Here is a 13,714-nt window from a genome sequence, read left to right as displayed (position 1 = left end):
GACCGGGCCGCCGCCCTCGCGCTCGCCGGGCGCGGCAGCGAGGTCGCCGCGGCCTGCGCCCGCGCCGTGGTCCGGCTGCCGGTGGCGGCCGCCTCGACCGCCGACCTGCTCGCCGCCGCGCGGACCCTGCGGCTGGTCGACGACGCGCCGAACGCCCTGCGGGCCCTCGACCGGGCGGTGGCCGAGGCCGCGGTGCGCGGCGACCGGGCCGGGCTCGGCCGGGCGCTGGCCGCCCGCTACCAGGCCTTGCGGGAAAGCGGCGACCGCGAAGGCGCGCTCGCCGACATCCGCGTCGCGGCGCTGGCGAACGCCGGCCGGCGCCCGGGGCTCGAAGTCCGCATCGCGCTGGCGACCGCCCTCTGCGACGACGGCGAACCGGCTGCCGCCGAAGCGCTGCTGCGCGCGGCGCGTCCGGACGAACTGGACGCCGCGCCGGCGGAGCGCCACCTCTGGCTGCTCGGCCTGGCCAGGGTCCGGGTCCTGCGCTCCGATGTGGACGGTGCACTGGAACTGCTGCTCGAATCCGGCCGGCGGCAGGACGAGACCGGCGTGGGCAACCCGGTGTTCGCGCCGTGGTGGTACGCCGCGACGCTGCTGCTCGTCCGGCAGGGCCGGCACCGGGAAGCGGCCGCGTGCGCCGAGCGTGGGCAGGAGCTCGCCGGGAGCTGGCCGACCGCGACCGCCCGGGGCCTGGTGCTGGCCGCCCGGGGCGCGGTCGCGTCGGGGACCCGAGCGGCCGAGCTGCTGGCGGAGGCGGTCCGGATACTGGCGGCTTCGCCCTGCCGGATCGAGTACGCGCGGGTGGAGTACCTGCTGGGCAAGGCTTTGACGGGTGTCGGCGATCGCAAGGCGGCGCGCCAGCACCTGCGCCAGGCCGCGATGCTGTCCGCCTGTTCGGGGTGGTGCTCGATCGGCGCGCTCGCCCGGGAGCTGCTCGAGGAGTCGGGCGGCCGGCTGCGGAAACCGCGCGCCGACGTGCTGACCCAGCGCGAACGCGAGGTGGCCGGGCTGGTCGCCGGCGGGGCGAGCAACCGCGACGTCGCGGGCGCCCTGTTCGTCTCGCCGCGGACCGTCGAGCTGCACCTGACCAACGTCTACCGGAAGCTCGCCGTGGACAGCCGGGCCGAGCTGGCCGCGGCGCTGCGGGCGAGCGCGGGAGCCGCCGACACCGGGGCACCGAAGAGGACGCATGGGCTCGCCGGATAGCGACGAACGCCCGGCGCTCGCCCCGCCGGTCGCGGCGGGGCTGCCGCACCAGCGCGGCGTGCCCGGCCCGCGGCTGGCCGAGCGGGACGAGGAGTCCGCGCTGCTGACCGGGCTGGTCCACGGTCTGCCCGAAGGAGGCCCGGCGGTCGTCACGGTCACCGGGGCGCCCGGCTCCGGCCGCAGCGCCTTGCTGGCCTCGGTCGCCGCGACCGCCCGGCACGCCCGGCTGCGCGTCGCCCACGTGCCGTGCTGCCCGTCCGACGGCACCCAGCCGTTCACCGTGCTGCACCAGGTCTTCACCGCGCTCGGCGGCGCGCTTCCCCCAGCGGCGGGTGGCGACGGCGTGCCGGGCGGCCGCGTCCTCGCCGGCCTGTGCCGGGACCTGTTCGCCGCGGCCGGTGGCCGGCCGCTGGTGCTCGTCGTCGACGACCTGCACTGGGCCGACGCCGCGTCCCGGGCGTGGCTGCACACGCTTTCCGGGCTGCTGAACGAGATTCCGGTGCTGCTGGTGGTCAGCCAGACCAGCGGGCTGGACACCTGGTGCCCCGCGGCCGCCGCGCACGGCATCCGGCTGCGCCCGCTCGGCGACGCCGCGGTGGCCGGCCTGGTGCGCGAGCGGCTGGGCGCGGGAGCCGGCGAGCAGGTGGCCGAGCACGCCGTGCGCGGCAGCGGCGGGAACCCGGCGGTGCTGACCGAGGGCCTGAACCGGCTGCGCATGGAGCCCGGGTTCGCGCGGGAGGGGGCGGGACTGTTCAGCCGGATCGCCGGGGAACGCCTGCTGCGCCTGGTCGACGGCCTGCCCGCCGAGCTCGCCGCCGTGCTGCGCGCCGTTTCCGTGTGCCAGGACGGCTTCGGCCCGGCGCTGCTGGCCGAGCTCGCCGGGTGCCCGCCGGAGCGGCTGGCCGCGGACCTCGCGCGGCTGCGGGCGATCGGCCTGGTCACGGCGAGTGGCGGGCTCGCCGAACCGGACACCGGCCAGCGCGTGCTGGGCCGGATGACCGAGAACGACCGTGACGCCTTCTTCACCCGCGCGGCGAAGCTGGGCCACGAACGCGGCGTCGCGAACGCCGCCGTCGCGGCGATCCTGCGGCGGACCCGCGTGATCGGCGAGCCCTGGGTGGTGGAGGTGCTGCGCGCGGCCGCCCGGCTGGGCCAGGACGGCGGCCGCGACGGGCAGGCGATCGCGTCGCTGAAGCGCGCCCTGCAGGAACCCCTCGAACCGGCGCGGCGCGCGGCCGTGCTGCTCGACCTCGGCGCCGCGGAACTGCTGCTCGACCAGGAGGCGGGCGATCGCCACCTGGCCCAGGTACTGTCCGAATTGGACGGTGCAGGCGAGCACCGGCTGGCGGCCGCGGACCTGCTCAACGCGCGAGGCGGGCTGAACGCGCGCACGCTGACCGCCGCGTTCCGCCGGCCGGACGTCCCGGCGGCGGACCGCGACACGCTGCTCGGCCTGTACTGGCTGGCCGACGGCGACCCGCAGGACCGGTCGACCGTCGGCGGCTACGGCATGCCGCCCCTGCCGGACCGGCCGTCGGACCCGGCGCAGGCGGCCGTGGCCGCGGTGCTGCTGGCCCGGCGCGGGCTGCGCCCGGCCCGGGTGCGCGGGCTCGCGCGCGCCGCGCTGGCCCAGCCGATGGCGGAGGCGCGCTCGCTGACCGCGCGCGCCGCGGCGGTCCGCGCGCTGGTCCTCACCGGGGACCTCGCCGAAGCGGAGACCCACGGCGAAGACGTGCTCGCGCGGGCGCGCCGCCGGTGCTCCCGGACGCTGGTCGCCCGCGCCCTGGCCGAACGGGCCGAACGCCACCTCGCGGCGGGCACCCTCGACGAGGCGGCGGCCGATCTGGCCGACGCGCACGAGCTGGTCCCGCCCCGGCACTGGCACGCGATGCTGCGCGCCCGCGTGGTCGCGACCGAGGCGAGGGTGCACCTGCAGGCCGGCCGCGCCGACCTTGCCCGGCAGGCGCTCGAGCGCGATCCGGTCGAGCCGGGATCCGGGCTCGGCAGCGCTTTCCTGTTGTACGCCAAGGGGGTGGTGCTGCTCGGGGAGGGCGTGCCGGGCCCGGCACTCGCCTCGGTGCGCGAGTGCGGCCGCCGGCTTTCCGCGTGGGGCTGGGAAAACCCGGAAGTCCTGCCGTGGCGGTCGGCCGCGGCGAAGTGCCTGGTGGCCTTGGGGGAACGGGAAGCCGCCCGGCTGCTGCTCGGCGAAGAGCTCGCCGCCGCGACCGCGTGGGGCACCCGGGCCGCCGTCGGCGGCGCGCACCTGGCCACCGCGCTCACCCTCGGCCCCGAAGACCCCGGCAGTGCCGGGCACCTCGAGCGGGCCGTCGGGCTCCTGCACGGCAGCGGCAGTCACCTGCGCCACGCGACGGCCCTGGTGGAGCTGGCCGCGGCCGGCGGCGACCGGGCCGGCGAGCACCTCGCGGAAGCGGGCGCCTTGGCGGCGCGGTACCGCTGGCTGTGCGTCCTCGAGCGGCTGCACGAGCTGACCGGCCGTCCCGTGGCGGCCGGGACGCACGGGCTTTCCGAGGCCCAGCGCCGGGTGGCGAAGCTGGCCGCCGCGGGCACGTCCAACGCCGGGATCGCGGTGGAGCTCGCAGTGACCCGGCGGACGGTCGAGCTGCACCTGACCAACGTCTACCGCAAGCTGGGTATCCAGGGCCGGCGGCAGTTGGCGGAGGCGCTCGCCGCCATTGGCGGGGAGGGCTGGTCGTGATGCTGCGGGTGGTCGGGGGTGGTGCGGCCGGCGGGGTGGCGGGGGCGTCCGGGTTGGCGGTGACGCGGCGGACCGTGGAGCTGCACTTGACCAACGTGTACCGCAAGCTGGGCATCGACGGCAGGCGTCAGCCGGCCGAGGCGCTCGCCGCCGGCGGGGAGGACTGGTCGTGATGCTGCGGGCAGTCGAGGGCGGTGCGGCCGGCGGGGTGGCGGGGGCGTCCAGTGCTGGGTTCGCGGTGACCCGGCAGCCCGCCGTCACCGGCGGGGAGGGCCGGCCGTGACGCTGCCGGAACGCGAGACCGAACTGCGCCGGCTGCGCGACGCGATCGCCGCGGCCGGGACGGGCGAAGGCTCGGTCACGGTGGTCACCGGGCAGCTCGGCGTGGGGAAGACGGCGCTGCTCAAGGAAATCCTGCGCTCGGCGGAGGCGGACCCCGGCGGGCCGCGGGTGCTCACGGCGGCGGCGAGCCGGACCGAACAGGACTTCGACTTCGGGATCGCCTGCCAGGTGCTCGAACCACTGGTCGCCGAGGCGGACGCGGCCGCCGCCGACCGCTGGTTCGCCGGGACCGCGGGGGCGGCGCGGTGGCTCTTCCCCGGCGCCCCGGGCTGGCCGGGGTGGGAACCGGGCGACCACAACGACGTGCTGACCACGCACGGCCTGCTCGGCCTGCTCGCCGCGATCGGCGCCGACCGGCCGCTCGCCGTGCTGGTCGACGACCTGCACCTCGCCGACCGGCAGTCGCTGACCTGGCTGCGACACTGCGCGCGGCGGATCCAGGACCTGCCGTGCGCGCTCGTCGTCGCGGTCCGCGAAGGCGACCCGGGGGCCGACCGGCCGGCGATCCGCGAGCTGTGGGAGCTGGCGAAAATCCGGATCCGGCCGGGGAACCTGTCCGAAGACGGCGTCGGGGCGGTGCTGCGCGCGACGTCCGACGGCCGGGCCGGCGACCCGCGCGCCGTGGCCGCCTGCCACGCGGCGAGCGCCGGAAACCCGTTGTACCTCAACGATGTCCTGCGCGGCGGCCCCTCGCACCAGCCGGGGCCGTCGGTGCTCAAGGAACGGCTCTCCGCCCAGCTCGCCGTGCTGCCCCCGGCGGTGGGCGACTGCGCCCGGGCGATCGCGGTGCTCGGCGAGCACGCCGAGCCGTGGCTGGTCGAACACCTCACCGGCGCCGACTCGGTCGCCGTCGCGGAGGCCGTGCAGGCCCTGCGCCGGCTGGGGGTGCTCGCCCCGGCGTGCCCGCCACGGTTCGCCGCCCCCGTGCTGCGGACCGCGATCGAGGCGTCCATGACCGCGCAGGAGGACCTGCGGCTGCGGGTGCGCGCGGCGACCGTGTTCCACGAGGCCGGGTTCGCCGCCGAGACGGTCGCGGCCCAGCTGCTCGAGGTGCCCGCGCCGTCGCCGTCGCCGTGGATGCCGGAAGAACTGCGCACGGCCGCCGACGCGGCGACCCGGCGCGGGGAGCCCGAGACGGCGGCGCGGTACCTGCGCCGCGCGCTGCTCGACCTGCCGCCCGACGGCCCGGAGCGCGGCTGGCGGCTGGTGGACCTGGCGCTCACCGAAGCCGCCTTCGACGTCTCCGCCGCGATCCGGCACCTCACGCAGGCGATCGGGCTGCTGCCGACCCCGCGTGAACGGGCCGAGGCGGTCACCCTGCTGCCGCTCTCGGCGTTCCTGCGGCCGGAGGCCGCCGTCCTCGCCGGCCGCGTCACCCCGGAGGACGCTGGTGGCCAGGCCGGGCTCCGCCTGGAGGCGCGGATCCGGCTGACCCGCTGCGACGACCCGGCGCTGCTCGCCGCCGCCGTCGACCGCCTGCGCGAGCTGGGCCCGGAGCCGCCGATCGCCACCCTCGCCGAACGCGAGCTGCTGGCGGTCCTGCTGCACGCGGCGACGCTGAGCGCCGGGATGCCCGCCGCGACCGTCGCGGAGCTGACCGACCGGCTGCTGCGCTGCGCACCCGCGTCGTCCGCGGAGTTCGCGGGCACCGCGCCGCTGTTGATCATCTCGGCGCTCACCGCGGGCGCGCTCGGCCCGACGTCGGCGTGGCTGGAGAGCGCGGCGCGCGAACCGGTGTGCGGCCGGCCGGCGCGCCCGGCGTCGCTGATCGCCGCGCGCGGGGCGGTGCTGGCCCAGACCGGGCAGCTCACCCGCGCCCGGTCCACGGCCTGGGAGGCGTACGAGCTGATCGGCGGCAACCTGGGCGAAGCGCCCGAGTCGCTGGTGATGGCGCTGGTGGCGATCGCGGTGGTCACCCGCGACGAGCGGCTCGCCACGACGCTGGCCGAGCACTACGACGAGCACGCGCTGGGGCGCGTCGGCCTGCACATCCGGGCCGCGCTGCTGATGCTGCGCGGCGCGCTGACGGCGGTCGAGGACCCGAGGGGTGCGCTGGCGAGGTTCCTCGACTGCGGCGCGGCCCTGCACCGGGCGGGCTGGCGCAACCCGGCGCTGTACCCGTGGCGGACGTGGAGCGCCTGGCTCCAGCGACGCCTCGGCGACCCGGTGTCGGCCGCCGAGCTGATCGACGACGAAATCCGCTGGGCACGCTGCTGGGGCGCGCCGGCGCCGCTCGGGCGCGCGCTGCGGATCAAGGCGTCACTGTCCTCAGGCGCCGAGGCCGACCGCATGGTGGCGGAGTCCATCGAGACGTCCCGCGCGTCGGGGGACCGGCTGGAACTGGTCCGCGCGCTGCTGGCGGAGGGCGCGCTGCTGCGCGTCGGCGGGAAGGCGGGGGCGGAGGACCGCTTCCGCGAGGCCTACCGGCTCGCCGAGGGCTGCGGCGCACCGTGGCTCACCGGCCGCACGGCGGACGAGCCGGCCGGTCCGGGCACGGCGGCCGGCCCGTCGGCGGCCCTGAGCGAGGCGGAGGGCCGGGTGGTCGCGTTCGCGTTGGACGGGTTGACGAACGGCGAGATCGCGGCCGAGATCAACGTGACCCGCCGGGCGGTCGAGAAGCATTTGACGAACTGCTACCGGAAGCTGGGCATTTCGGGCCGGGCGGAGCTCGCCGAGGTGTTCGGCGCGTGGGGCTTCGGGGCGCGCAGCAGCGCGTAGGGGGCCGTGTTCGGGTCGCTTCGGCGATGCAGTGAATGACTCATTCCTGGCGTTGGGCGCAAGGAATGAGTCATTCACTGCATCCGGCGGCCCAGCCCGCGAGACCCGCGAGACCCGCGAGACCCGCGCGAAGTCCGCCAGACTTGCTCAGCCCGCCAGACCTGCTTCATGCGCCAGCAATCCCGCCTGGGTGCGGTTGGCGCAGCCGAGCTTGGTGAGCATCCGCGACACGTAACTCTTCACCGTCGCCTCGGACAGGTGCAGCTTCGCCGCGATGGCGGCGTTCGACATGCCCTCGCCGAGGCAGACCAGCATGTCGAGTTCCCGGTCGGTGAGGTCGGAAGTGCGCTCGCGCGCCTCCTGCGAGCGCTCGTGCTCGCCCGCCGACGCGGTGACCATCCGGCGGGCGGCTTCTTTCGACAGCACCGTGTGGCCGTCGGCGGCGACGCGGACCAGCCCGATGAGGTCCTCCGGGGGCGTCGACTTGAGCAGGAAGCCCGACGCGCCGGCCCGCAGCGCCTTGAGGACGTAGCTGTCGGTGTCGAAGGTCGTGAGCGCGACGACCGACGGCGGGTTCGGGAGCTTGACGATGCGCTCGATCGCGGTCAGCCCGTCCACCCCGGGCATCCGCAGGTCCATCAGCATGACGTCGGGCCGGAAGCGCCCCGCGGCCTCGACGGCCTCGGCGCCGTCCTGCGCCTGCCCGACGATGTCGATGTCCTCGGCGGAGGTCAGCACCGTACGCAGGTGCGCGAGCACCATCGGCTCGTCGTCGACGATCACCAGGCGGATCACCTTGTCGTCATTCCCTTGTGTGCGCACGCCTCGCAGTATCGCACTGTCCGGGCCGGCTCCGCCCGGACAGTGCGCTGCGTGGTGGATCAGCCCTTGGCGACCAGGTCCAGCAATTTGCCGGTGAGGTCGAGGTGCTCGTCCACGCTGCTCGTCAGGTAGGTGAGGTCGACGAACGTGTGGTCCGGCTCGAGGGCCGCGACGATCTTCGTCACCGACTCGGCGATGAGCTCCGGCGCGGTGTCCGGCGCGGGGTTCACGCGCAGCGCCGCGCCGAGGGCCTTCGGGTCCCGCCCGGCGCGCTCGGCGTCGGCCCGGATCTTGGCCAGGGTGGAGATGAGCACGTCCGCGGGGAACTGCTCGGGGACCGACCAGACGGGCAGCCAGCCGTCGGCCCGCTCGGCCACGCGCCGCAGCGACTTCTCGCCGAAGCCGGCGAGGTGCACCGGCGGCTTGCGCACCGGCTTGAGGCCGACGTGGGACTCGGCGATGGCGTAGCCGACGCCCTCGTGCGCCACGGTGTCCTCGGTCCACCAGGTCTCGAGCAGGTCGAGCAGGTCGTCCAGCCGCTTGCCGCGTTCGCCCATCGGGATCCCGACGGCCGTGTACTCGTCGGGGGACCAGCCGATGCCCAGGCCGGGCAGCAGCCGTCCGTTGCTGGCGACGTCGATGCTGGTGAGCAGCCGCGCGAAGTTCGCGGGCTGGTACTGGGTGGCGTTGATGGTGCTGGAGCCGAGGATGGCCGTCTCGGTCACGGCGGCGGCGACGGCCAGCGCGGTGAACGGGTCCTGGGCGGTGTGGAACTCCTCGGGCATGGTGTCGTAACCGGGGTAGGGAACGACGGGAGCGACCGGCGACAGCAGCCGGTCACCGACCCAGAGACTGGCCGCCCCGGCCTGCTCGGCTTCGCGCGCGTACCGGGCGATCCCGCCCGGTGTGGCGGCTGCCTTGCCGAAAACCGGAAGGCTGAACCCCAAGTTCATGAATTCTCCCCTGAAGAGCGAACGGATCTTGCCGACCCTGAAGCCAGTAGTACTCCCATTTAGTTGCTCGTTCAAGCACATCCGGCGCCGCGCACCGCCCGGGGGCACGCTGTCACACTCTCCCGGTGCCCGGTGTCTTGAGGCCGACACAAGGGAGACCCTCATGAACATCGCACTCTGGATCGCCGCGGGCCTGCTCGCCGTCGTCGCCCTGACCGGGGGCGTCAGCAAGACTTTCGTGCCCCGGGCGAAGCTCGCCGCCACCCCCGGCGGGGAATGGACCGGCGAACGCGGCGACGGTTTCGTCAAGACGCTGGGCGTCCTCGAACTCCTGGCCGCGGCCGGCTTCGTCCTTCCCGCCGCCCTCGGCGTCGCGCCCGTCCTGGTCCCGGTCACCGCCGGCTGCTGGGTCCTGCTCATGATCGGTGCCATGGCCACCCACCTCCGCCACGGCGAGCCGAAGTTCGCCGCGCTGAACCTGACGTACCTCGCCCTCGCGGTCTTCCTCGCCTGGGGGCGCGCGTGACCGCCACCGAAGCCTTCGTCGCCCACCGCAACCTGCTCTTCACCGTCGCCTACGAGATGCTCGGCTCGGCGGCCGACGCGGAGGACGTCCTGCAGGAAACGTGGCTGCGCTGGGCCGACATCGACCTCGGGCAGGTGCGCGACCAGCGCGCCTACCTGGTCCGCATCACGACGCGGCTGGCGCTTAACCGGCTGCGCACGGTGAAGCGCCGCCGGGAGGCCTACGTCGGGCCCTGGCTGCCCGAGCCGCTGCTCACCGCGCCCGACGTCGCCGAGAACGTCGAACTCGCCGAGAGCGTGTCGATGGCGCTCATGCTCGTCCTCGAGACGCTGTCGCCGACCGAGCGCGCCGTCTTCGTGCTGCGGGAGGTCTTCGACTTCGGCTACGACGAGATCGCCGCCGCCGTCGGCAAGACGTCCGCGGCGGTCCGGCAGATCGCGCACCGCGCCCGGAAGCACGTCGACGCCCGCCGCCCGCGCGAGACGGTTTCCGCCCGCGAGACCCGGGCCGTGCTGGAGTCGTTCCAGCGCGCGATGGAAACCCGCGACCTGCAGGGCCTGCTCGACGTCCTCGCCCCCGACGTCGTCCTGGTCAGCGACGGCGGCGGCGTCAAGCAGGCGGCCCTGCGGCCGATCGTGAGCGCGGACAAGGTCGTCCGCTTCATGACCGGCGGCATCGGCCGGACCGAAGCGGAGCTCACCAGCGCCCCCACGGTCGTCAACGGCAACCCGGGGCTGGTCCTGCGCCTGGACGGCGAGCTCGACGGCGTGATGGCGGTCCGCGTCGAGGGTGGCCGCATCACCGGCCTCTACTACGTGCGCAACCCGGAGAAGCTGACCCGCGTCGGGTCGGAGACCCCGCTGACCCTGCGGTGACCGGCGCGCGCCTTGCGTGGACCTCACGACGACCGCGCTGATGTGCTCGGCAACGGCGCGGACCCGCCGCGTGGTCGCGGCGCTCCTGCGCCGCCGGCGAAGAGCCAGAGGTCGCCCGCCCGGCCGCGCCAGTGCCTCGCCGGCCGTGCGGTGGTGCGGGCGGATTCGCCCGCGTCGACAGCGCAGCCTCGACCGCTGCGGTCGCACCGGGCAATTCGCGCCCGCGGTGATGCCGGCGTGCGCTCGTCGTTGCCGCCGTGCTCGGCCGACCCGAGCACCAGACCGGGACGGCAATCCGCGTCGAGCGCGTCGGGTCGGAGACCCCGCTGACCCTGCGGTGACCGGCGCCGGACAGTAGCGCCGCGGGCGCGGCACGTGAGGGCGGACAGGTATGGAGTCAGGTACTTGTACGGGTGTGGTGACGCGCGCCCCGGCGCAAGCTGGTCCGGCCCCCGATGACCGCAGGAGGTCGGACAACCCATGGTGCACGGCCGGTCGCGTCCCCTCCTCCGGGTCGTCGACTCCCCCGCGGACGTACCGGAGCCGCGACCGGCCCCCATCGGGTCGCGCGACCGCTACGCCGACCTCGACGACCGGCGGCTGGCCGCCATCCTGGCCGCCGAGGACACCGCGGAAGAGCACGGCCTCAACCCGCACACCCGCAGCACCTGCTACGTCCACCGGTGCTGGGCGCACCAGTGCGTGGGCAACCCGCTGCACGTCCTCGTCGTCACCGGCCACCGGTGGTGCCGCCGCTGCGAATGCCCGGTCGACGTCGCCGTCGACGAGACGCCGCCCGGTGCGGTGCACCTGTACTGCCCGCGGTGCGGCCAGGCCGGCTCCGCGGCCAACCGCGAGGTCCGCCAGGCCTGCCGCACGAGCCTGTCCGCCATGCACGGCGGCGACGCGCCCACGCTGTACCGCCTCCCCGACGCCTGAGGCGGTTGCTTCCTCCGAGGGGTCCGCATTGACCGGCCCGCACGGACGTCCTTACGGTGCACGGGTGGGGAAGACCGGCGTGGCGTGCGGCAGGGGCAACCTGCCCGCGGAAACCACGAGCTTCGTGGGACGCAGGTCCGAGGTGGCCGAGGTCAAGCACCTGCTGACGCGGGCCCGGCTGGTCACCCTGACCGGCGTGGGCGGCGTCGGCAAGACGCGGCTGGCCGTGCAGACCGCCGCCGGGCTGTCCCGGGCGTTCCCCGACGGTGCCTGGCTGGTCGAGCTCGCCGGGCTGCAGGACCCGGCGCTCGTCGCGCACACCGTGCTCGAAGCGCTGGGCGTCCACGACGAAACCGGCCGGGCACCGGCGCGGGTGCTCGCCGAGCACCTGCGGGACCGGCGGCTGCTGGTGGTCCTGGACAACTGCGAGCACGTCCTCGCCGCGTGCGCCGCGCTGGCGCACGACCTGCTGCGGGCCGCACCCGGCCTGCGGCTGCTCGCGACCAGCCGGGAGCGGCTCGCGCTGGCCGCCGAGCACCTCTGGCCGGTGTCCCCGCTGCCGCTGCCCGAACCCGGCCGGCCGCTGCCCGGCGGGGCCTGGCTGCGCTATCCGGCGCTGACGCTGTTCGCCGAACGCGCGGCCGCCGTCGACCCGGGGTTCGCCGTCACCGCGGAGAACGAGGAGCGCGTGGCGCAGGTGTGCCGCCTGCTGGCCGGCATCCCGCTGGCGATCGAGCTGGCCGCCGTGCGGCTGCGGGTCCTGACGCTGGAGGAGCTGGAATCCGGGCTGGCCGACTGCTTCCGGTTGCCCGGGACGGTGAAGCGGGGCGGCGAGCCCCGGCACCAGACGCTGCTGGCCGCCGTCGACTGGAGCTTCACGCTGTGCACCCCGGCCGAGCGGCGCCTGTGGGCCCGGACGTCGGTGTTCGCCGGCGGCTTCGACCTGCCCGCCGCCGAGCGCGCCTGCGCGGGCGAGGACGTCCGCGCCGGGCTCGCCGGGCTGGTGGAGAAGTCGGTGCTGATCCGCGAGGGCGGCCGGTTCCGGTTGCTGGAGCCGCTGCGGCAGTTCGGCCGCGACAAGCTGACCGAGTCCGGGGAGGCACCCGCGGTCCTGCGGGCGATGCGGGACCACTACCTCGAGCTGGCGGTGCGCAGCGAACGCGAGTGGTTCGGCCCCGAGCAGGCGGAGACCTTCCGCCGGACCCGCCTGGAGCACGCGAACCTGCGGGCCGCGCTCGACTACTGCCTGACGACGCCCGGCGAGCTCCAGACCGGCCTCCGGCTCGCCTCGACCCTCTGGTTCTACTGGGCGGGCTGCGGGGTGTTCGGCGAGGGCCGCCACTGGCTCGACCGCGCGCTCGCGCTGTCCCCCGGGCCGGGCGAGGAACGCGCGAAGGCGCTGTGGGTCAACGGGTACATCGCGACGTTGCAGGGCGACAACGCCGGCGCGGTCGCGATGCTGGAGGAGTGCCGCGCGTACGCCCGGCAGACCGGCGACGACGTGGCGATGGCGTACGCGACGCACCGGCTCGGCTGCAACCTGCTGGTCGGCGACGACCTCGGCGACGCGAAGGCGCTCTTCGAGGAAGCGCAGGCCCGCTACCGGAAGCTCGGCGAGCTCAACAGCAACGTGATGCTGGCCGGCATCGAGCTCGCCATCGCGTTGATCTTCCTGGGCGACCTCGACCGCGCGGGCGAGCTGTGCGAAGAGGCGTGCGCGACCGGCGTCGCCCACGGCGAGCAGTGGGCGCAGGCGTACGCGGTCTTCGTCCAGGCTCTCGTCGCCCTCGGCCGCGGGGACTTCACCCGGGCGGCCGGGTACGGGCGGCACTGCCTGCGCGTCAAGCGGAAGTTCCACGACCTGCTGGGCATCGTGCTGGCGATCGAGGTGCTGGCCTGGACCGAATCGGCCCGCGGCCACTGGGAACCGGCGGCGACGATGCTCGGGTCCGCCCAGCCGATCTGGCAGGCGGTCGGGTTCCCGATGTTCGGTTCGCGGTATTTCGGTGCCCCGCACGGAGAGTGCGAGACGCAGGCCCGCCGCGGGCTGGGGGAGGGCCCGTTCGACGCGGCCTTCCGCCGCGGCCGCGAGTTCGGGCTGGAGGAAGCGATCGCTTACGCGCTGGGGGACGCGACGCCGTCCCCGGCGCCCGGCCCGGCGCGGTCGACGCCGCTGACGGACCGGGAGCACGAGGTGGCGCTGCTGATCGCCGACGGCCGGTCGAACCAGGAGATCGCGGACAAGCTGGTCATCTCCCGCCGGACGGCCGAGGGGCACGTGAACCGGATCCTGCGCAAGCTGGAGTTCGATTCGCGGAGCCAGGTGGCGGCCTGGGCGGCCCAGGCCGCCCGGCTTTGACGCGCGACTGCCGGACCGTGTTCCGGTGCCGTGGCACCGCCCGGCAGGCGGGTCCGGACCGAAGGCCGTGAATGGCACATTCACGGCCTTCAAGTCCCTCGATGTGCCCTTCACGGCCTTCGGATCCGCGCGGAGCCCGGTGTTCCGGTGCCGTGGCACCGCCGGACAGCGTCCCCGGCCGGTCGCGTGGGCCGCGGCTGCCGCAGTGAATGACTCATTCCTGGCGCCGGACGCCAGGAATGAGTCATTCACTGCATC

At 75.4% G+C, this 13,714-nt stretch carries 10 protein-coding genes; 8 read left to right on the top strand and 2 right to left on the bottom strand.

Annotated features, from left to right (window positions below; translation table 11 throughout):
• From AB0M83_RS46505 to AB0M83_RS46490, 4 genes are all read left to right on the top strand, one after another.
• Positions 1-1,206, top strand: a 1,206-nt coding sequence (locus AB0M83_RS46505) for a LuxR C-terminal-related transcriptional regulator (protein ID WP_364528533.1), incomplete at its 5' end; no start/stop codon positions are given.
• Positions 1,190-3,922, top strand: a complete 2,733-nt coding sequence (locus AB0M83_RS46500) for an AAA family ATPase (RefSeq protein WP_364528530.1) — start codon at positions 1,190-1,192, stop codon at positions 3,920-3,922. The genes AB0M83_RS46505 and AB0M83_RS46500, both read left to right, overlap by 17 nt.
• A complete protein-coding gene (locus tag AB0M83_RS46495; protein ID WP_364528527.1) occupies positions 3,919-4,095 on the top strand; it encodes a LuxR C-terminal-related transcriptional regulator in 177 nt (58 codons plus the stop codon). Before AB0M83_RS46500 ends, AB0M83_RS46495 begins: the two co-directional genes overlap by 4 nt.
• 106 nt (positions 4,096-4,201) lie before the next feature.
• On the top strand, positions 4,202-6,982 hold the full coding sequence (locus AB0M83_RS46490) for an AAA family ATPase (RefSeq protein WP_364528524.1): 2,781 nt from the start codon (positions 4,202-4,204) through the stop codon (positions 6,980-6,982).
• A gap of 147 nt (positions 6,983-7,129) precedes the next feature.
• Here the strand turns inward: AB0M83_RS46490 and AB0M83_RS46485 are convergent, their stop codons facing one another.
• Both AB0M83_RS46485 and AB0M83_RS46480 read right to left on the bottom strand, forming a co-directional pair.
• A complete protein-coding gene (locus tag AB0M83_RS46485; protein WP_360669923.1) occupies positions 7,130-7,777 on the bottom strand; it encodes a response regulator transcription factor in 648 nt (215 codons plus the stop codon).
• 86 nt (positions 7,778-7,863) lie between these two features.
• Positions 7,864-8,757, bottom strand: coding sequence for a TIGR03619 family F420-dependent LLM class oxidoreductase (locus AB0M83_RS46480; RefSeq protein ID WP_364528521.1), 894 nt, complete (start codon positions 8,755-8,757; stop codon positions 7,864-7,866).
• A gap of 163 nt (positions 8,758-8,920) precedes the next feature.
• On the opposite strand from AB0M83_RS46480, the gene AB0M83_RS46475 reads away from it, so the two are divergent.
• The 4 genes from AB0M83_RS46475 to AB0M83_RS46460 all read left to right on the top strand — a co-directional run bounded on the left by AB0M83_RS46475 (position 8,921) and on the right by AB0M83_RS46460 (position 13,456).
• Positions 8,921-9,283, top strand: a complete 363-nt coding sequence (locus AB0M83_RS46475; protein ID WP_364528518.1) for a DoxX family protein — start codon at positions 8,921-8,923, stop codon at positions 9,281-9,283.
• Positions 9,280-10,158: an RNA polymerase sigma-70 factor gene (locus AB0M83_RS46470; protein ID WP_364528515.1), complete on the top strand. Its 879-nt coding sequence runs from the start codon at positions 9,280-9,282 to the stop codon at positions 10,156-10,158. The genes AB0M83_RS46475 and AB0M83_RS46470 overlap by 4 nt, the downstream gene beginning before the upstream one ends.
• Positions 10,159-10,638: 480 nt before the next feature.
• On the top strand, positions 10,639-11,097 hold the full coding sequence (locus tag AB0M83_RS46465; RefSeq protein WP_364528512.1) for a hypothetical protein: 459 nt from the start codon (positions 10,639-10,641) through the stop codon (positions 11,095-11,097).
• A gap of 64 nt (positions 11,098-11,161) precedes the next feature.
• Positions 11,162-13,456 (top strand): LuxR C-terminal-related transcriptional regulator, encoded by a 2,295-nt coding sequence (locus tag AB0M83_RS46460; protein ID WP_364528509.1) that lies wholly within the window; start codon positions 11,162-11,164, stop codon positions 13,454-13,456.
• The last annotated feature ends 258 nt before the right edge of the window (positions 13,457-13,714 follow it).

This window comes from Amycolatopsis sp. NPDC051106, assembly GCF_040682775.1.
Classification (GTDB): domain Bacteria; phylum Actinomycetota; class Actinomycetes; order Mycobacteriales; family Pseudonocardiaceae; genus Amycolatopsis.
The sequence above is the reverse complement of the archived record's forward strand: the minus strand, read 5'-3'. Positions and strand labels throughout refer to the sequence as shown.